Below are 19,952 nucleotides of genomic sequence, written 5' to 3' on the forward strand. Positions count from 1 at the left end.
TGTTACACCTGTTGAAGCACAAACTCGAGATAATTCTTCAATAGCAATTACGTACGCTAAGTAATCGCTTCCAATTCCACCGTACTCTTCAGGCCATGGAATACCGGTTAAACCAAGCTCTGCCATTTGATCAAATAACTCTCGATCAAATCGCTCTTCCTCATCACGCTCAGCTGCTGTTGGCGCCACTTCATTCTTAGCAAAATCTCGAACCATTTTTCTTATCATTTCATGTTCTTCTGATAGTTTAAAATGCATCTCCGTCTCCCCCTCGTCCTTTTATAAAGCACGGCTAATAACAAGTTTCTGTATTTCACTCGTTCCCTCATATATTTGCGTGATTTTCGCATCACGGAAAAATCTTTCTACTGGATAGTCTTTCGTATAACCGTAACCACCAAATACTTGCACTGCCTCAATCGCGACTTCAACCGCTGTCTTAGAAGCAAATAATTTTGCAATAGATGCTTCTTTACCGCATGGTAATCCTTGTGCCCTAAGAGATGCCGCTCTATATACGAGTAACCTTGCTGCTTCGACACTCGTTGCCATATCTGCAAGTTTGAAGCCAATCCCTTGCTGCGCCGCAATCGGTTTCCCAAATTGCTCTCGTTCTTTTGCATAATCAATCGCACATGCAAGCGCCGCTTCAGCAATTCCTAACGCCTGTGCACCGATTCCAATTCGCCCAACATCTAAATTCGCCATCGCCACCTTGAATCCTTGTCCTTCTTCCCCAAGTAAATTCTCCGCTGGCACTTTCATATCTTCAAAAGTAAGTTGTACTGTACGAGAACCGAGAAGCCCCATCTTATGTTCATCTTTTCCGATGATTAAACCAGGTGTATCTTTCTCTACTATAAATGCTGAAATCCCGCTTTTCCCTGCCTCTGGATTTGTAGAAGCGAATACAATGTATGTACTTGCTTCACCACCATTTGTAATAAACACTTTCGATCCATTAATAATATAATGATCGCCTTTTTTCACAGCTCTTGATTTCAAACTCCCTGCATCTGATCCTGCATTTGGCTCTGTTAAAGCAAATGCACCTAAATATTCCCCGGTTGCAAGTTTAGAAACATATTTTTTCTTCTGTTCTTCTGTTCCGAAATATAAAATCGGATTCATTCCAACTGACGTATGTACAGCTAAAATTACACCAACTGTTGCACTTACCTTTGAGATCTCCTCAATTGCTAGAATGTAAGAAATAAAATCCATTTCTGCCCCGCCGTATTTCGCAGGCGCTGGAATACCCATTAATCCAAGCTCACCCATCTTGTGCAAAATCTCTTTTGGGAACACCCCTTGTTCCATGCTAGGAACAAAGGGAGCTATTTCCTTCTGTGCAAAATCCCGAACCATTTTCCTCATCATTTGCTGCTCTTCATTAAAACGAAAGTTCATATACTCCGCCTCCATTTGCTATATATCCTCTTAACAATTTGGTAAGACCACTATTTTGTAACAAAGGGGGAATTTATTCGTAAACGTAGAATCCACGACCTGTTTTACGACCTAACCATCCTGCATTCACATACTTACGTAATAACGGACATGGGCGATATTTACTATCTCCTAATCCTTCATGCAACACTTCCATAATGTATAAACACGTATCTAAACCGATAAAATCAGCAAGCGTCAAAGGCCCCATCGGATGGTTCATACCAAGCTTCATTACTTCATCAATTGCTTCTTTCGTCGCTACACCTTCATATAACGTATAAATTGCTTCGTTAATCATCGGTAGCAAAATGCGGTTTGATACGAAACCTGGGAAATCATTTACTTCAACTGGTACTTTCCCAATTTTTTTCGTAATATCTTCAATTGCTTCATATACCGCATCATCTGTAGCCAAACCACGAATAATCTCAACAAGCTTCATAACTGGAACTGGATTCATAAAGTGCATACCGATTACCTTTTCCGGACGCTTCGTTACTGCTGCAATTTCTGTAATTGGTAGAGATGACGTATTCGTTGCTAAAATAGCGTGTTCTGGTGCGATTTCATCTAGATTCGCAAATATTTTCTTTTTAATATCCATTTTCTCAACAGCTGCTTCAATAATAAGATCCGCTTCTTTCACACAATCTAAATCAAGCGTTACTGTAAGACGATTTAATGTTTCTTCCTTCTCTTCTTCCTTCATGCGTCCTTTTTCTACTTGGCGCGCTAAGTTTTTCGTAATGATAGCCAATCCTCTATCTAATTGCTCTTGTTTTAAATCTTGTACCTTCACGTCATACCCTGCCATTGCACATACTTGCGCAATCCCTGATCCCATTTGCCCTGCACCAATTACAACAATCTTTTGTACACCCATTTTTTCTTCCCCCTTAATTGTTAATAAATTTTATACCCTCGAACTTTAATTAGTGAACTTCAATCATCACTGCGTCCCCTTGACCGCCACCGCTACAAATCGAAGCAATTCCAATTCCGCCGCCGCGCTGCTTAAGTGCATGGATTAATGTTACGATAATGCGCGCTCCGCTTGCTCCAATCGGATGTCCCATCGCCACTGCGCCGCCATTTACATTCAATTTTTCTGGATCAATTCCTGCGATTTCTGTACTTGCAATTGCTACCGCTGCAAATGCTTCATTAATCTCGAATAAATCGATGTCTTCAATTGTCTTGCCTGTTTTTTCAAGCAATGCGTTAATTGCATAACCTGGCGTTCTTGGGAAATCTTTAGATTCCACTGCAATTGCTGTATGCGCCAAAATTGTCGCTAATGGCTTTCTTCCTTCTTGCTTCGCTCTGTCTTCGCTCATTAATACAAGTGCAGCACCACCATCGTTTAGTCCTGGCGCATTACCAGCTGTCACCGCTGCTGTCTTATCAAATACTGGTTTTAACTTTGCTAACTTTTCAATCGTTGTATCTTCACGCGGCGCCTCATCCTTTGCAACGACAATAGGGTCGCCTTTTCTTTGCGGGATCGTTACTGGCACAATCTCCTCTTCAAAACGTCCTTCTTTATGCGCTGAAACCGCACGCTGATGGCTACGATATGCCCATTCATCTTGCGCTTCGCGAGAAATTCCATCTTCCTTCGCAACTTCTCCGCCATAAACACCCATGTGTGTACCTGAAAATGCGCATGTTAAACCGTCAGCAACGTTTAAATCAATAACTTCGTTGTTTCCCATTCTGTATCCCCATCTTGCTCCGCGTAAAATGTAAGGACTGTTACTCATCGACTCCATACCGCCAGCTACAATCAGTGATTGATCGCCAGTACGAATAATCTGATCCGCTAACGTAACCGCACGAAGCCCTGATGCACAAACTTTATTCACTGTTTCCGTCTGTACTTCCCAAGGGATTCCAGCAGCCCTTGCAGCTTGGCGCGATGGAATTTGTCCCTGTCCACCTTGAATAACCGTTCCAAATATAACTTCTTCAACATCACTAGCCGCAACATTCGCTCTTTCAAGCGCTGCTTTAATTGCAATTCCTCCAAGTTCCGTCGCTTTTACATCTTTTAAAGATCCTCCAAATTTTCCAACTGGTGTTCTTGCAGCACTTAAAATAACTGTTTTACTCATGTTTCTTTCCCCCATTTCATTTTTTAACACTGAGCGCTCGCTCGGTATCCCTACGTTGAGAAGAGGTGCAATCATTGCACCTCTTTCTAAAGTTGTATACATTCTTACAAACTACATCGCTTCTTTTTTCTGTCCGATAACAGATCGTTCTAAAATCTCTGTCACATCAAGAGTTTGGACTTTCTCTTCTACCTCTTTCGCTTTCGTTCCATCACTGATCATCGTTAAGCAATATGGACAACCTGTACCGATAATGGATGGCTGTACAGCTAATGCTTGTTCTGTACGAGCAACGTTAATACGAGAACCTGTTGTTTCTTCCATCCACATTAAGCCACCACCTGCGCCACAGCACATTCCAGTTTCACGGTTACGTGCCATTTCTACAAGATTCACTCCAGGAATCGCTTTCAAAATGTCACGTGGCGCTTCGTACACTTCGTTGTATCTTCCTAAATAACAGGAATCATGGTACGTAACTGTTTCTTCAATAGCGTGAACAGGCTTTAAGAGCCCTTCTTTCACCCACTGAGCTAACAATTCTGTATGATGATAGACTTCTGCTTGCAAGCCAAAGTCCGGATACTCATTTTTAAATGTGTTATAAGCATGAGGATCAATCGTAACGATTTTCTTCACTCCTGCCTTTTCAAATTCTTCGATATTCTTTGTCGCCATCTCTTGGAATACAAATTCATTCCCAAGGCGGCGTGGTGTATCTCCAGAATTCTTTTCTTTATTACCGAGAATTGCGAATGAAATGCCTGCTTCGTTCATTAACTTCGCAAATGATATTGCAATCTTCTGACTACGGTTGTCGTATGATCCCATTGAACCAACCCAGAATAAATACTCGAATTCCTCACCAGCTTTTGATTTTTCTTTTACAGTCGGAACTGTTACTTCGTCATCACCTTGGCGCCATGTTTCACGCTCTTTACGGTTCAGACCCCACGGATTCCCTTGACGCTCGATATTTGTCATCGCGCGTTGTGCTTCCGCGTCCATTTTTCCTTCTGTTAAAACGAGATATCGACGTAAATCAATAATTTTGTCAACATGCTCATTCATAACTGGACATTGATCTTCACAGTTACGACACGTTGTACATGCCCAAATCTCTTCCTCTGTAATAACATCTCCGATTAAACTCGGATCGTAAGCGAACGTTGTAGCCGCTGATTCTTGTTGTCCTTTTCCAGCTGCCATCATCGCTAACTGATTTCCTTGTGTATTATTGAAGGCAACTACTGGAACCCACGGTGCTTTTGATGTTACCGCAGCTCCTTTATCAGTTAAATGATCTCGAAGTTTTAAAATTAAGTCCATCGGCGATAACATTTTTCCTGTACCTGTTGCCGGACACATATTTGTACAACGGCCACACTCTACACAAGCGTATAAGTCAATAAGTTGATTTTGTCTAAAGTCTTCAATTTTACCAACACCAAATGTTTCTTGCGTTTCATCTTCAAAATCAATCTTTTCAAGCTTCCCTGGGTTTGAAAGACGACCGAAGAATACATTAGCTGGTCCCGCAATTAAATGCGCATGTTTTGATTGTGGAACATACACTAAAAACGTTAACAAAATTAGTAAATGCACCCACCAAGAAAAATAGAACACTGAAATGGCTACGGTTTCATTTATCCCGCTAAAAACGTAAGCGATTGCAGAAGCGATTGGTTCACTCCATGAAAGCTCCTCGCCATGCCATATAAGTCCCATACCGTTACCAAGTAGCACAGAAATCATTAAACCACCGATAAAGATAAGAACAAGACCTGATTTGAAGTTACGTTTTAAACGAACAAGCTTTTCTACATAACGTCTATGAAAAGCCCAAAATACTGCAATTAAAATAACAAGTGTGACAATTTCCTGGAAGAATGTAAATGCAGGGTATAGTGGTCCAAGTGGAAGATGTGATCCTGGTGCGAGTCCTTTCCAAACGAAGTCAATTGCTCCAAATTGGACAAGAATAAATCCGTAAAAGAACATAACGTGAATGATGCCGCTTTTCTTATCTTTCAGCAGCTTTTTCTGACCGAAAACATTGACCTTAAGGAGATCCCAACGCTCTTTAAAACGACGGTCAAATTCAATTTTTTTTCCTAATTGTATGTAGGCCATTCTCGTCCGTATAAGATATACAAACAAATACCCTGCATAAGCAATAACAGCAATGGCAGCCAGCCAATTAATGATCAGTAAGCTATTCATTTTTATGCTACCCCTCTCTTTGTAAGCCCTCTTTCTTTTTGAATCTTCAAAAATATATAATTTTCTGAATTATATCCCCTACCCCCATTATATAATGAGTGAGCATTCAGTCAACAGTTTTTTGTTATAGAACAACACATTTTTTCATAAAGCTGTTTATTTCGGTGAAACTATAAAGTGAAACTTTAATCAGTAGGGGGGTTCATCCCCACTGACTATTAGTTGAACCAATCGGGCTTTTACGGGCAGTTGATTTCCAAACTAACTTCTGCTTATTCATCAATTTTTGAAGCAGGAAGCTTACTGCCCGTTAAAGCGGGGTAAAGTGAAACTTTAATCAGTGCAACATACTATCATCTGATGAAATTTATAATAACAGCCGTGCTACCCGTATCATTTGTAACACACTGAAGGTGAAAAGAATGCGAAGGAGGGAATTCACTGATGCTCTACTTATCTCTTTTGTTAATATCCATTGCTCTTTGGATTACAATTGACCTTTCATACGGGAGATTTCTTCATTTAAAACGGGTAAGCTCTCGCACTTTCCCTTTACGTCAAAGTGATTTTCACCTTTATACATACGGGAAAGATTTGTACGATGCCTTATTTACTGATATAAAACAAGCACAGCACCACATTCATATTTTATTCTTCATTGTAAAAAACGATAAAATCAGTCGTGAATTTTTAAAATTGCTGATTGATAAGGCTCAGGAAGGAATTGAAGTACGACTTTTACTTGATCGATTTGGCAGCCATTATTTATCAAACGAATCTATTCGCTCCCTGCAAAAACATGGTGTATCTTTTTCATTTTGTCATAAGGTAAAGTTTCCTCTTCCTTTCTTTTCTGCCAATCAAAGAAATCATAGAAAAATTACAGTGATTGATGGGAAAACCGGTTATATCGGGGGATTTAATATCGGCGAAGAATATCTAGGGCATAATGAAAATTTAGGATTATGGCGAGACTATCATTTACGTCTTACAGGAGAAGGGGTTCAAGATTTACAAAAGCAATTTTTGCATGACTGGTTTGATGATACGAAACAGAATTTATTGAATGCTTCTCCCTATTTTCCAAAACAACACAAAGGTACCATCCTACATCAATTTATTCCGACTGATGGTGCTTATTTACAGCATACTTTTTTACATTTAATTAGAGAGGCGAAAAAAGAAATCTTTATCGGTACACCATATTTCATTCCAGGGAAAAAAATTATGGATGCCTTATTAAAAGCAAGAGAAAGAGGGGTTCAAATCACAATTCTCGTTCCAGAAAAAGCTGATCACCCTCTCGTTCGAGAAGCAAAATTCCCGTACTGCCGAAAATTAATACAGGCTGGTTGCAATATTTACGCATTTCAACAAGGTTTTTTTCACGCCAAAATTATTATAGTGGATGATGATATTTGTGATATCGGAACAGCAAACTTTGATATGAGAAGTTTATATATTAACCATGAAATAAACTGCCTGTTATATAATAAACATTTCATTCAAACAGTAAAAAATAAATTCCATGAAGATCTAGAGAATGCATCCGTACTTTCCTATAGCGATGTAAACCCACCTTCTCTTATCGATAGAGGAAAGGAATGGATTGGAACAATGTTTGCTTTCTTTTTATAGGAAAGACAATGAATAAAAGAGGTGTATCTCATATGATTATGCGATTTGGATATGTCTCACATGCAATGGCACTCTGGGACTGTTCTCCTGCCAAAACAATGACGTTTACAAGCTTTAAAAAACTCAGTAAACAAGAGCGAGAAGACAAACTGTACCATGTTATAAGGCAAAATTTAGAGCACACAATACGTATCCTTCATTACAATATAGCGCATGAAATCCCGCTATATCGCCTATCGTCTTCCATCGTTCCACTTGCAACACATCCCGAAGTTGAATTTGACTATATTGGGGTATTCACACCACTTTGGCGTAAAATAGGCGCTTTAATTAAAGAACACAATTTACGAATAAGTTTTCATCCAAATCAATTTACGTTATTTACAAGCGACAAGCCACATATTACTACTAACGCTATTACGGATATGACTTATCATTATAAAATATTGGATGCTATAGGCATTGCAGATTCTTCTTACATTAATATTCATGTAGGTGGAGCCTATGGAAATAAAGAAAAGGCAATTGAGCGCTTCCATGAAAACATAAAAAAACTTCCTGCACATATAAAAAAACAAATGACTCTTGAAAATGATGATAAAACATATACAACTTCTGAAACTTTATCAATTTGCCAAAAAGAAAATATCCCATTTGTATTTGATTATCATCATCATATGGCCAATTTTTGCGAGGAACCACTAGAAGAGTTGCTTCCTGCAATTTTTGAAACTTGGTCACATACAAATATCTCTCCTAAAGTTCACATTTCCTCCCCGAGATCGGAAAAAGAATTTAGGGCTCATGCTGAATATATCGATTTGGAGTTTATTAAGCCCTTCTTACACGTTGCAAAAAAAAACAATCATAATTTCGATATTATGATTGAGAGTAAACAAAAAGACTTAGCACTATTCCAATTAATAGATGAACTTTCTGCTATAAGAGGCATTAAAAGAATAAGTGGTGCAATGTTACAGTGGTAAATTGTAACTTTGCACCATTTTTTCAAAAAAGTAATTTTTATAGTAAAAAACATCCTATTTTATATGCTATTATTTAAATTAGCATTCCCCCGAGATTCAACTTTATTGAAACGGAGTCATAATATGATTAATCAAAAAAAGTATGTACAATTTGTCATAATATACATATCTATATTTGTTCTTTGGATACTCTTTATTCCAAACGAGTCGCATATAAAGGAAATTGGGATTCTTTTCTTATTCTGTTTCGCTGCACTTTTTTCTTGCCACTGTTTATATAAAGCTATTAAGAAAATGAAACGCAGTGATAAACTATTTTGGATTTTATTACTATGTACTTGCCTATGTGGATTAGTTATGGAAATAACCCTATTTCTTAGTTCACTTTCCATACATGATCAATCTATATTTTCATATAAAGCATTACCTTTTTTTATCATACAATATATTTTGCTCTTTGTTGGATTTGCTATAAAGTTTATAAAAAATTACTCTATTAAGGGACTTTCTCAATTCTCATTCGATAGCATCTTTATTATTATTATGAACATTTATTTCACCTTAACTTTTATCTTAGATCTTTCAAACTTCCGCATGTTAACAAAGGATACTTGGATTTTAATTGGGTATTTCATTGCACAATCATTAGTAATTTACGCCGTTATTAGCCTATATAGAAGAGAACAATATTCTTCTAGTAGAATCGCATTAATTATCGGTTTCACTATTATACTCGTATACGGTTATATTCATCTGTTTCAATTGAATTTTGGGATGAAAACTTCCGTTGAAATTAATTATTTAATACACACTGCTTCTATTTTATTAATTGGACTTTCTTCCATACTATATATTTTGGATAAACCAATGCAACATGAAACGAAAGCAAAATATTATCGATTCGATTATATACGTTTTATACTACCTTATTTTAGTATAATTATTACTTTTTCCTTTATTATCATTCAACCTTGGGATGATAAATTCATGTTAATCGGCCTCGTGTTATCACTTATTTTGTTATTCTTGCGGCAACTTTACATGTGGAAAGATAATCAAGCACTAATCCATACATACGAACAGTTGACTACACAACTAGAGGATGAAGTTGAAGAAGGTGCATTTGCATTATCAAAAAGTGAACAACGCTATAAATCTTTATTCGAAGATCATCCCGATGCCGTTTTCTCTTTAAATATGAATGGTATTTTTCAACAATCTAATAAGGCATGCGAAAGCTTATTTACTGCCTATTATTGCGAAGTGGAAAGCTATTCTCTGGTACACTTCATTGATTCAAAAGACCACGAACTACTAAAGAAGGCTTTACAAATTACGAAGGAAGGTAGGCCACAAACGTTAGAAGTTCGTACAAAAGAACAAGAAGGCTATTATTATTATCTCCATATTACACTTATCCCTACCTTTATAAACAAAGAAGTGGTCGGAATGTTTGGGATAGCGCGTGATATTACCACTTTATATGAAAAACAAAAACAAGTAGAGCATTTAGCCTTTCATGATGCACTTACTGGATTACCAAATCGCCGAAAATTCGAAAAAGATTTAAAAGCCATTTTGAATACAGCACAAACTAACGCAAATGATGTCGCCGTCATATTCCTTGATTTAGATCGATTTAAAAAAATTAACGATAGACTTGGTCATGACGTCGGAGATTTATTATTAATTGAAGTAGCAAAAAGATTACGCGGTTGCCTGCGTTCAAAAGATGTCGTCGCTCGCCAAGGTGGAGATGAGTTTACAATTCTATTACCAGAAATGTACTCAGAAAAAAGTGCAATTTTTATAGCTGAACAGATTTTAACTATTTTAAATAAACCATTCTTCATTCAAGGCGAAGAACTCTCTATTACACCAAGTATCGGAATTGCGATGTACCCTGATTATGGAACTGATGTAAATGAGTTAATGAAAAATGCTGATATGGCTATGTATCGTGCGAAAGCAAATGGAAAAAACAGATTTGTTTTCTTCTCAAAAGAAATGAGTATCGCTCAAAATGAAATTCAATTCTTAGAAGGTGAACTTTCAAAAGCATTACAACAAAATGAATTTTTCCTTGAATACCAGCCACAAGTAAGCACAAAAACAAAACAAATTATCGGTTTTGAAGCATTAATACGTTGGAAGCATCCAAAACTCGGTATCGTATCTCCTGCCCAATTTATCCCTCTAGCAGAGGAAACTGGTTTTATTATTGAACTTGGTAATTGGATTTTACGTACTGCCTGTTTAGAGGCAAAAAGATGGCATAATCAAGGTTTTTCTCACTTAAAGGTTGGTGTGAATTTATCTGTTGTTCAATTTAACCATGCAGATTTAATCCCAACTATTTCAAAGGTGTTGGAAGAAACAGAACTGAAACCAGAAGCACTAGATATTGAAATTACGGAAAGCATCGCAATTAATCAAAATCAATCTGTAGTTGCAAAACTAGAACAACTTCAAAATCTCGGTATTCAAATTTCAATCGATGACTTTGGAACTGGTTATAGTTCTTTAGCTTATTTAACAAAATATCCAATCAACACATTAAAAATTGCTCGAGAGTTTATTTGTGGAATTACAACTAGCCCTTTAGAAGAAGCAATTGTCTCTTCCATTATTACACTATCAAAAGAACTAAATTTAGAAGTGATTGCAGAAGGTGTAGAAACAGAAGAAGAATGGGACTTTTTACATAGACAAAATTGTGATCACATTCAAGGGTTCTTTATTAGCAAACCTGTTTCTAGTAAAGACGTTTGGATGTTACTCCATAAAAAAACAACCGTCTAAATAAGGCGGTTGTTTTTTAAAACTCAAAAGGTAAATCTGCAGCTACTTGTACCTCTTGATCATTATGAGAAATTATTTGACTTTTCTCTAATGCTGTATCACCTAATGAAATACCCCATGCCATTGCTAACGTTAATAAACTACCAATAAGTAATTTCTTCATATTCCATCACCCACATTTTTTACTTTTAATATATCATGAAAATTTATTCACATTGTATGCAATTATGCATATCCACTTTTTAGGTTGTTTATCTGCTGATTTTATTTACAAGCGCTTCTTTATATGCATGCATTTCTAATATATCAAAAAAGAAACTTGCCTTCTTATATGCATCTTCAATCTCTGCCTCTTCATACTCCAACTTCCTTAGGCATTCACCTCTTTGATAATATAGCTGTCCAATTAATGCCATACTATTAATTCGGCATGATATTTCAATCGCTTTATTTACTTGATAAAGTGATTCTTCATATCGACTATCTAAGTATAATGCTTTTGCATGATTATACCTTACCTTCACGTCAAATTCTTCATTATCATGCAATGCCTCTAATTGTTTTAATATTTGTTCAAATAAATCAATACCCTTCTTCAAATAGCCATTTTCAGCATAAATGTTTGCAATTGCGTTTTCAATATAAAGATTCTGATATACATCTATTCCTGTCAATTGTTGATTGAGCAATTTCTTTAATTCTAAAATACAATATTCGTAATCGACTTTTTTCAATACGTAAGCAGCTACATAATATTGCCATTGAAGAAATTGCTGGAATTCAGGATGATATTCCTCCTTTTTCAGCTCATTCCATACTTTATTATAAATTTCTTTATATCTTTTTTGCTTACAAAGCATAATGACTTGATCTTTAAACTGTTTTTTTCTTTCAATATCCGAATAAATGAGTACCTCATAAAAATGAATAATGGGAATTTGTAATTTTGCTGCAATACCTTGCAATATATCCATACTTGGGTATACTGCGCCCGATTCAATTCTGCTTACTTCCGATTGATGACATATGTTCTCGGATAACTGTTTTTGTGTTAATCCTCTCAACACTCTAATTTTCTTAATTTCACTTCCTAATTTCTCTGCTTGCATACTTACTCACCATCCCATTATAACAATCTAATTTTTTAAGTTGTCATACCACTACAATAATGTGAATTCGACAATTTTTGATATGAAATAATGCATAATATATATAAAATTCGGCAAATTTTTCATACAATTCATCTCACATATAATAATAGATTAGGAGTGTTATAGATGAATTATAGAAAACTTGCCAGTGCTTTCGTTACATTCGGTCTTCTTTATCCTTTATCAACAGAAGCTATTCATGCTCAAAAATTGGACAAAAGTGAAGTAAAAGTTGAAATCGCTCAGCCTGGTTTAACAATCGGGAAATTAACACAACCTCAAAATGATACGAAAGAAAATATTGCTAAAAAATATTTAAAAGGTGAGGTAAATGGGGCTAAAGCTCAACAAGAACAAGTCACTACTGAAAAAAATGTAGATTTCCAACCTACAAATAAAGAAACCAAAGAAAATCAAACCGAAGTTCGCCTTGCACAAACATATAAAAACTATAAAGTATATGGCCAAGATCTCATTGTAAAAGTAGATAAAAATGGAGTGATCACAACTGTTAGTGGTAAAGTTGTTCAAAATTTAAATCAACAACCTAATCTTACTATAACAAATTTTTTGTCGAAAAATGAAGTGAAATCTAAATTACGCGATATAGTTCAAATTCCAAGTGATGCAGCTGAGACGGAATTCTCTAGCGAAACCGTTGTTTATAAGAAAAAAGATGGCTATTATACATTCGCAACTGTTATTACATTTACTTATGAAAACAATGAAAAAATTATAAACGGCAATGCTATCGTTGATCTAAAAACTGGCGAAGTACTTTTCCAAGAAAAATTCATTAAAAACAAAGAGAATAAGACTATAAATCAAGTAACATCACCTAGATTATCCTCTGCAAGTGAGCAAGGAACTGGGAAAAATGCACTTCAAGAAAACATCTCTTTCAATATTGCCAAAGGAACTGATGGGAAATTTTATTTAGCCGATTTATCACGCGGAAATGGTATTTATATTTATAATGCAAACTACGCCGATTCCCTCGGGGGATATAGTCAAGCTGGTTATCCAGGGACACTAATTTCAAGTAGCACCCCTAATTTTGTAGATAAAGAAGCCGCGGGCGCTATGAAGAACATGAGTGATATTTATGATTACTTTAAGAAAGAACATAATCTAAAAAGTTACGACAATAAAGATTCAAAAGTTGTTGCTAGTGTACACGGTTTTGATTCTACTGAAGTTAGTGATGGTGTAAAAGAAGACTATGTAAATGCATTTTGGCATCCTGCTTGGAACCAAATGGTATTTGGTGATGGTTTAGACGGAAAACTAACATCAGCTCTTGATGTAACAGCTCATGAATTTGGACATGCTGTATTCAGTGGCACGACGAAAAATAAAGTCGTGAGATATCCAAGCGCTGAAACATCCGCACTAAACGAAGGGTTAGCGGATTTCTGGGGTACACAAATCGAATATTACGTAAAGAAAGATAAAGGAAACTGGATTATGGGCGATACATTAGGTGGTCTAACAATTCGTGACATCCCAAGGGAAATTGGTGACGGCGGTCATAAACTATATACAAATTTACAAGATTTCTATAACGATGGTAATAATCAAGAATCACACGTGAATTCTGGTATTATCAGTCACGTATTATATCAATTAGCTGAAGGTAAAACATATAACGGTGTTGCTGTTCAAAAACAGGGCAATGAAAAAGTAAGCAAAGTTGTTATGCGTGCATTGCAAAATTACGCAACTTCCGCTGAAGACTTTGAATCACTTCAATCTCACATCGTACAAGCTGCAAAAGATTTATATGGCACTGACGTATCAAATGAATTTGCAAAGGCATTTGAAGCGCATGGTTACAAGTCGTTACAAAAAGTAAATCAAGTAATAGAAGTACAATAATTATAAAAAGAAGGTTACCTCTCATAGGTAACCTTCTTTTTATATCCAACCCTTTTCTTCCGCAATTGTAATTGCCTCAATTCTATTTTTCGCATCGAGCTTCGTTAATACTTCAGAAATATAATTACGTACTGTACCCGGTGAAAGATAAAGTGCCTTCGCAATTTCGTTTGCGGTCTTTCCTTCTTTCGCAAGCAACAATACTTCCTTTTCTCGATCTGATAACGGATTTTGCTCCTGCCATAAGCCAAACATTAAATCTTGGGAGACCTCTCGTTTCCCCTTCATTACATTACGAATTGCTGCCGCTAAATCTTCACTTGGGCTATCCTTTAATAAATAGCCGTGCACACCAGCTTTCATTGCTCTTTCAAAATATCCCGGCCGTGCAAATGTGGTTAAAATCATTACTTTGCATGATGATTTTTCTTTCTTTAACGTTTCAGCAACATCTAATCCACTTTGAATCGGCATTTCAATATCCATAATACTTATATCTGGTTTTAACGACTCAATTAATTTTAGGGCCTCTTCCCCATTTGCCGCTTGTCCAATTACTTCAATATCATCTTCTAGATCAAGTAGAGCCCCTAATGCACCACGAAGCATCCGTTGATCTTCTGCAATAATAATTCGAATCATGCCCTCACCTCATCTTTTCCTGTTCTAATAACAACTGGAACTTTTACTGTTAATAGCGTCCCTGGATTGATTGCACCTAGTTCAACAAATCCATCAATAAGAGCAATTCGTTCTTTCATGCCGCGGATACCATTTCCATCATGATTTTGATCCATTAAACCGATTCCGTTATCTTCTACTTTCAAAATCAGCTCACCTTGCGATTCTAATATAGAAACCGTGCACCGCGTTGCCTTGCTATGTTTTACAACATTTGTAACGGCCTCACGTAAACACATCCCGACAATATTTTGTTCAATTGGTGATAACGAGCTTGAGCTGGCTTCTTGCCTCACTTCTAATTCAATATTAGCTGCTTGTAAGATCGCTTTTATTTGCTCCAACTCTTCTTCTACCGTAATCATGCGCATATCAGAAATTAATTCTCTCAGCTGTTTTAAGGCTGTACGAGACGTCTGTGTAATTTCCTTCGCTTCCGCACTTGCACGCTCTGGATTTTTCACAATTAACTTCTCAACGAGCTGGCTTTTCAAAGTAATAAGAGATAACGTATGCCCTAATGTGTCATGAAGATCTCTTGCAATCCGCTGCCGTTCTTCACGTTTTACTAAGTCTTTAATTTGCTCGTTTGCTTCATCTAATTGATTTCTTAACATCTTTTTCTGATTAAAATTGCGCATACCAAATGGCGTAAGAAGCATTAAAATAAACATCGGAACGATATTTACTAAACTTGTAGTTGTTAGTTGACTCATATTTACAAATAAAAATGCTCCAAGCATTATAACTAACGAACATAACAGCACTCGAAATACTTTCTTATTTGGCGCAAATCCCATCGCACTTGCTGTGAAAAAGCCAAAAAATATCATAAAAGGATTATAAAATAAAGCAAATAAAAAGATGAGTACCATTTGAATACACGCCCAAAAAACAAACGTCCTCTGAACAAAATAAAGCTGACGGTATGTGACGATAAAAATTATCAACATACCGCTTCCTATTACAAGCTTCCATCCTGATGCCTGCGCTAAGTGATAAATTGGAAATAATAGATAAACAAACCACATATACGGGAAGAATCCCATATGTTTCGGAAAAATCTCAATCCTCTTCTTCTCTATCATTTATACCGCTTCCTGTCTTTTTCTTATATATATTGATACTACAACAAATATAAGGAAATAGCCTCCTAATACCGCGATATTTTCCCATCCAATTGATTTTCCAGCTACAATATCCCACGCACCACTTCCGAAATGGTATGTCGGTGTCCATTCACCAATCGTTCTTAATATTTTTGGGAATACTTCAATCGGCATCCATAACCCACCAACTATAGCTAAACTCATATTTAAGATATTTGCTAAGCCAGCAGCTGCGTCCGCTTTCTTAATGGAACCTATTACTGTTCCTAACGCTAAAAATGGTGTTACCCCTAACAATAACCATACCCCCGCACCAATCCATTGCCCTACTGTTAACTCAACATGATTAATCAATATCCCTGCTATAAAAATAACTAAGATTGAAAAAGCATTCACCACTGTTTGGGCAATAATTTTAGCAGTTATATACGCACCCTCTGGAAGTGGTGTGATTTTCAAAAGATGTGTCCATCCTTGCCCTCTTTCCTGAGAAAGTCTCACACCGAAACTAAAGAGTGCAGTCCCTACAATACTGAAAGTTGCCATCGAAATTAAATAGTGTGCTTTCCACGCATCTCCGTTTTGTGGTACTTGAACAACATTTGTGAAAATGTAGTAAAACATAACAGGCATTAATAATGAGAAAAAGATAAATAATTTATTGCGAAATGTACGTAAAATTTCTATTTTACACTGCATCCATAACGCTCTCATGCGATTTCCCCCTTCTGATTTGCGACGAACTGTTCAAATGCTTCATCAAGGCTTCCACGTTCAACTGAAACATCTGTTACAGGTAAACTCCTTTGATAAATGGCTTTTAAAGTTGCATCCGTATCCTCTGTTGTTAAAATGAAGCGTCCTTCGTTTGACTTTACTTCTGTTACATTTGGTAATTCCTTTAGTAACTTTGTAGGAATGCTTTCCTTCGAGTAAAATGTGATTGTTTTTCGCGAAATCGTTGCTTTCATTTCGTCTGGTGTACCATCTGCGATAATCTTTCCATTCGCAAATAATAAGATACGATTCGCTAAAGCATCTGCTTCTTCTAAATAATGCGTCGTTAAAAGAATTGTTTTCCCTTCACTTGCTAACTTTCGAATCGTTTCCCAAAACGTTCTTCGAGACGTAATATCCATTCCAACTGTCGGTTCATCTAAAAATAGCAAATCTGGATTTCCTGCAAGTGCAAGTGCAAAGTTTAACCTTCTTTTTTGCCCACCTGATAATTTCTCACATCTTTGCTTTCGCTCCGATTCTAAATTTGATAGCTGTAATAACGTTGCTTTCTCTACCGGATTCGTATAATAACTACGGAACAACTCAATTGCCTCTTCGACTGTAATACTATCAATGACACTTACTTCTTGTAACATCGCACCGAGGCTATTACGAACATCTCTATGCTTTGGACTCTTTCCAAATATAGAAACAGTTCCTTCCGTTGGATCCTTTAATCCAAGCATCATTGACATCGTCGTTGTTTTACCCGCACCATTCGGTCCAAGCAATGCTACGATTTCTCCTTTATTTACATGAAATGAAACGTTATTTACTGCGTTTTTATGTTTAAATGTTTTAGAAACACCATTTACTTCAATAATCTTTTCCATCTCTCCACCCCCGCTGTTTCTTATATTTACATTGTATTACTTGGAAAACTTAGGAAACAGTATGATGCGTCATAACATCGATATGACAATTGTCATGTATTCTTTATGAGAGGAATCAATCCGCATACTGCAAGCGAGTAGCAGGACGAAAATAAACATGATACAATCGGGTAAGATATATATTCGAGGAAGGACAGTGGTTTTCATGATTATTCGTAATGAACAAGATTTAGAAGGCTTACGAAAAATCGGCCGCATCGTTGCGCTTGCACGTGAAGAAATGAAAAAAGAAGCGAAGCCAGGTATGACAACGAAAGAGCTTGATTTGATCGGTAAAAAAGTATTAGATGAGCATGGTGCTATTTCTGCACCTGAAAAAGAATATGATTTTCCAGGTGTAACTTGCATTAGTGTAAATGAAGAAGTTGCTCATGGTATTCCAGGAGATCGTGTATTAAAAGAAGGCGACTTAGTAAACGTCGACGTATCTGCTGCACTTGATGGCTATTATGCAGATACAGGCATTTCCTTTGTACTTGGAGAAGACGAAGCAAAAGAGAAGCTTTGCCAAGCAGCAGTTGATGCATTTTGGGCAGCAATGAAAAAGGTTAAAGCTGGCTCAAAACAAAATCAAATTGGTCGTGCTGTTTCAAACTTCGCACATAAAAGTGGATACAATGTTATTCAAAACTTAACTGGTCACGGCATTGGTCTTAGCTTACATGAAGCACCAAATCATATTTTAAGCTACTATGATCCAATGGATAATGCGCTTCTAAAAGACGGTCTTGTTATCGCTGTTGAACCGTTCATCTCTATGAAAGCTGATCATATTATTGAGCGCGGTGACGACGGTTGGACATTCGTTACACCTGATAAAAGCCTTGTTGCACAATGTGAACATACCGTTGTCGTAACACGTGGTGAACCAATAATCTTAACAGAAATCTAATATAAAAAACGGCTGTTTTGTAGATTTATTCCACATAGAACAGCCGTTTTTTAATTTTGGGAAAATATGTGAACTATTGTTGAACTCTTTATCATTTAAGTATATAATCTTTAGCGGAGGTTACTTAAGCTTATCTTTACTAAAAAGATATTGTAACTAAGGAGGAAAACACCTTCTTTTTTACTGCTTAAACAGTCTCAAAAATGACCGTAGTAACGGGTTAGTCGAATATTCTGTAATCCTTATATTCCTCTAACAATGTAAAAAACTATCATCTTTCAACTTCGGTCCACTAATCGCACAACTCTCTTTAGACAAAATAAACAACTATTTTCAAAGTACATATTGTCTTCATTCTGACCAAAACCAACCCTATCTAGATTTTTATTTCCACAGAACTTTAAGGCAAAATAAGCCTTCACAAAGGGATACACTACCTTGGTTAGTATGTATCGTAAAACTTACCTTTATAACCATTCTTTTTTACTAGGTATACATGAAAACTATCTCACATATAAAGGTCTGATATCATTCTTTATATCAGTATTTTTTTCGACATTTTTTGTCGAATTGTGTATATTTCCACAGAACTGTGTAAATATACATTTTGTTTTACGTTAAACAATACTACTTTGAACATAATCCTGTTTGTCTAAGAACGCGTATCGAAACGGAGGGATAGCAAAAAATAAATAGCTTATAACAAATACTTTTAATATTCCATTTGTTCATATGGAATAAGTCCCCAATGGACAAATGAATGTTCAGAGGAGGAAACATGAAAAAACTTTTCAATGTATGTTTAATTGTATTCGTACTATTTTCGCAACTTGCTAGTTTTCCATACAATCAAGTAAAAGCGGAAACCTTAACAGGAGATTCCTTATTTGACACTGTTGAAATGAAAGATGCAACGAATCATATTATTGACGAAGCATTAAATCCTAACAACTTAGTAAAGATAGGATCAACCATTCAAGTAGAATACGCTTGGTCAATAAAGGATCAACAAGTTGCACACGCAAATGATACAGCAGTAGTTCAAATACCACTTGCATTAAAAGTATCTAAAGATTTGCAAGGGAATTTAGTAACAGATCAAAAAAATATTGGTCAATATTTTATAACAGCTAAAGATAATAAATTAAAATTAATATTTAATGATCAAGTAGAAAATTTGAAAGACGCTAAAGGAAAAATTAAAGTTGATACCGTGTTTAACTCAACTTTAAAAACTGGGGAAAAATCAGTTCAAATCGCTTTTCCTTTAGGAACAATGGTTCAGCCTATATCAGTTCCTGTTCAGGTAGAAGACTCTAAAGAAGCTGGCACCAAACAGGATACTAATAAACC

The 19,952-nt window shown here is 36.2% G+C and carries 17 protein-coding genes; 6 read left to right on the forward strand and 11 right to left on the reverse strand.

Annotated features, from left to right (window positions below; translation table 11 throughout):
• The 5 genes from MR170_RS24505 to MR170_RS24525 form a co-directional block, all read right to left on the reverse strand.
• Positions 1-258, reverse strand: a 258-nt coding sequence (locus MR170_RS24505) for an acyl-CoA dehydrogenase family protein (RefSeq protein WP_242309654.1), incomplete at its 3' end; no start/stop codon positions are given.
• A gap of 21 nt (positions 259-279) precedes the next feature.
• Positions 280-1,410 carry an acyl-CoA dehydrogenase gene (locus MR170_RS24510; protein WP_242309656.1) on the reverse strand — a complete coding sequence of 377 codons (1,131 nt, stop codon included), beginning with the start codon at positions 1,408-1,410 and terminating at the stop codon, positions 280-282.
• Positions 1,411-1,483: 73 nt separating this feature from the next.
• On the reverse strand, positions 1,484-2,335 hold the full coding sequence (locus MR170_RS24515) for a 3-hydroxybutyryl-CoA dehydrogenase (protein WP_029443667.1): 852 nt from the start codon (positions 2,333-2,335) through the stop codon (positions 1,484-1,486).
• A gap of 49 nt (positions 2,336-2,384) precedes the next feature.
• Positions 2,385-3,668 carry an acetyl-CoA C-acetyltransferase gene (locus tag MR170_RS24520; RefSeq protein WP_025118040.1) on the reverse strand — a complete coding sequence of 428 codons (1,284 nt, stop codon included), beginning with the start codon at positions 3,666-3,668 and terminating at the stop codon, positions 2,385-2,387.
• Between the two features lie 9 nt (positions 3,669-3,677).
• On the reverse strand, positions 3,678-5,789 hold the full coding sequence (locus tag MR170_RS24525; protein ID WP_029443668.1) for a (Fe-S)-binding protein: 2,112 nt from the start codon (positions 5,787-5,789) through the stop codon (positions 3,678-3,680).
• Positions 5,790-6,233: 444 nt separating this feature from the next.
• Here MR170_RS24525 and cls point away from each other — a divergent pair, with 444 nt between their 5' ends.
• The 3 genes from cls (at position 6,234) to MR170_RS24540 (ending at position 11,215) form a co-directional block, all read left to right on the forward strand.
• Positions 6,234-7,427 (forward strand): cardiolipin synthase, encoded by a 1,194-nt coding sequence (cls, locus tag MR170_RS24530; RefSeq protein ID WP_242309658.1) that lies wholly within the window; start codon positions 6,234-6,236, stop codon positions 7,425-7,427.
• 32 nt (positions 7,428-7,459) lie between these two features.
• The gene (gene uvsE / locus MR170_RS24535; protein ID WP_088115122.1) at positions 7,460-8,413 is read left to right on the forward strand and encodes a UV DNA damage repair endonuclease UvsE; all 954 of its coding nucleotides are present in this window, start codon (positions 7,460-7,462) and stop codon (positions 8,411-8,413) included.
• A 123-nt stretch (positions 8,414-8,536) separates the two neighbouring features.
• Positions 8,537-11,215, forward strand: coding sequence for a DUF4084 domain-containing protein (locus tag MR170_RS24540; RefSeq protein WP_242309660.1), 2,679 nt, complete (start codon positions 8,537-8,539; stop codon positions 11,213-11,215).
• 16 nt (positions 11,216-11,231) lie between these two features.
• On the opposite strand, the gene MR170_RS24545 is transcribed toward MR170_RS24540, so the two are convergent.
• Positions 11,232-11,378, reverse strand: coding sequence for a quorum-sensing peptide PapR (locus MR170_RS24545; RefSeq protein ID WP_016079631.1), 147 nt, complete (start codon positions 11,376-11,378; stop codon positions 11,232-11,234).
• 88 nt (positions 11,379-11,466) lie between these two features.
• Positions 11,467-12,324, reverse strand: coding sequence for a helix-turn-helix domain-containing protein (locus MR170_RS24550; RefSeq protein ID WP_001147494.1), 858 nt, complete (start codon positions 12,322-12,324; stop codon positions 11,467-11,469).
• A 168-nt stretch (positions 12,325-12,492) separates the two neighbouring features.
• Between MR170_RS24550 and MR170_RS24555 the strand changes: the two genes are divergently transcribed.
• Positions 12,493-14,244, forward strand: a complete 1,752-nt coding sequence (locus MR170_RS24555; protein WP_242309662.1) for a M4 family metallopeptidase — start codon at positions 12,493-12,495, stop codon at positions 14,242-14,244.
• Positions 14,245-14,283: 39 nt separating this feature from the next.
• Here the strand turns inward: MR170_RS24555 and MR170_RS24560 are convergent, their stop codons facing one another.
• From MR170_RS24560 to MR170_RS24575, 4 genes are read right to left on the reverse strand one after another with little or no spacing between them, the layout of a single operon-like run.
• Entirely contained in the window at positions 14,284-14,886 is a 603-nt protein-coding gene (locus MR170_RS24560) for a response regulator transcription factor (RefSeq protein ID WP_016079628.1), read from the reverse strand.
• On the reverse strand, positions 14,883-16,013 hold the full coding sequence (locus MR170_RS24565) for a sensor histidine kinase (RefSeq protein WP_029443672.1): 1,131 nt from the start codon (positions 16,011-16,013) through the stop codon (positions 14,883-14,885). Before MR170_RS24565 ends, MR170_RS24560 begins: the two co-directional genes overlap by 4 nt.
• A complete protein-coding gene (locus tag MR170_RS24570; RefSeq protein ID WP_242309664.1) occupies positions 16,014-16,748 on the reverse strand; it encodes an ABC transporter permease in 735 nt (244 codons plus the stop codon).
• A complete protein-coding gene (locus MR170_RS24575) occupies positions 16,745-17,647 on the reverse strand; it encodes an ABC transporter ATP-binding protein (RefSeq protein ID WP_242309666.1) in 903 nt (300 codons plus the stop codon). Before MR170_RS24575 ends, MR170_RS24570 begins: the two co-directional genes overlap by 4 nt.
• Before the next feature lie 157 nt (positions 17,648-17,804).
• Here MR170_RS24575 and map point away from each other — a divergent pair, with 157 nt between their 5' ends.
• Together map and MR170_RS24585 are read left to right on the forward strand one after the other, a co-directional pair.
• Positions 17,805-18,599 (forward strand): type I methionyl aminopeptidase, encoded by a 795-nt coding sequence (map, locus tag MR170_RS24580; RefSeq protein WP_016079625.1) that lies wholly within the window; start codon positions 17,805-17,807, stop codon positions 18,597-18,599.
• 778 nt (positions 18,600-19,377) lie between these two features.
• A partial coding sequence (locus MR170_RS24585) for an Ig-like domain-containing protein (RefSeq protein ID WP_242309668.1) occupies positions 19,378-19,952 on the forward strand: 575 nt, incomplete at its 3' end.

It is taken from the genome of Bacillus cereus group sp. BfR-BA-01524 (assembly GCF_022662595.1).
Lineage (GTDB): Bacteria > Bacillota > Bacilli > Bacillales > Bacillaceae_G > Bacillus_A > Bacillus_A thuringiensis_S.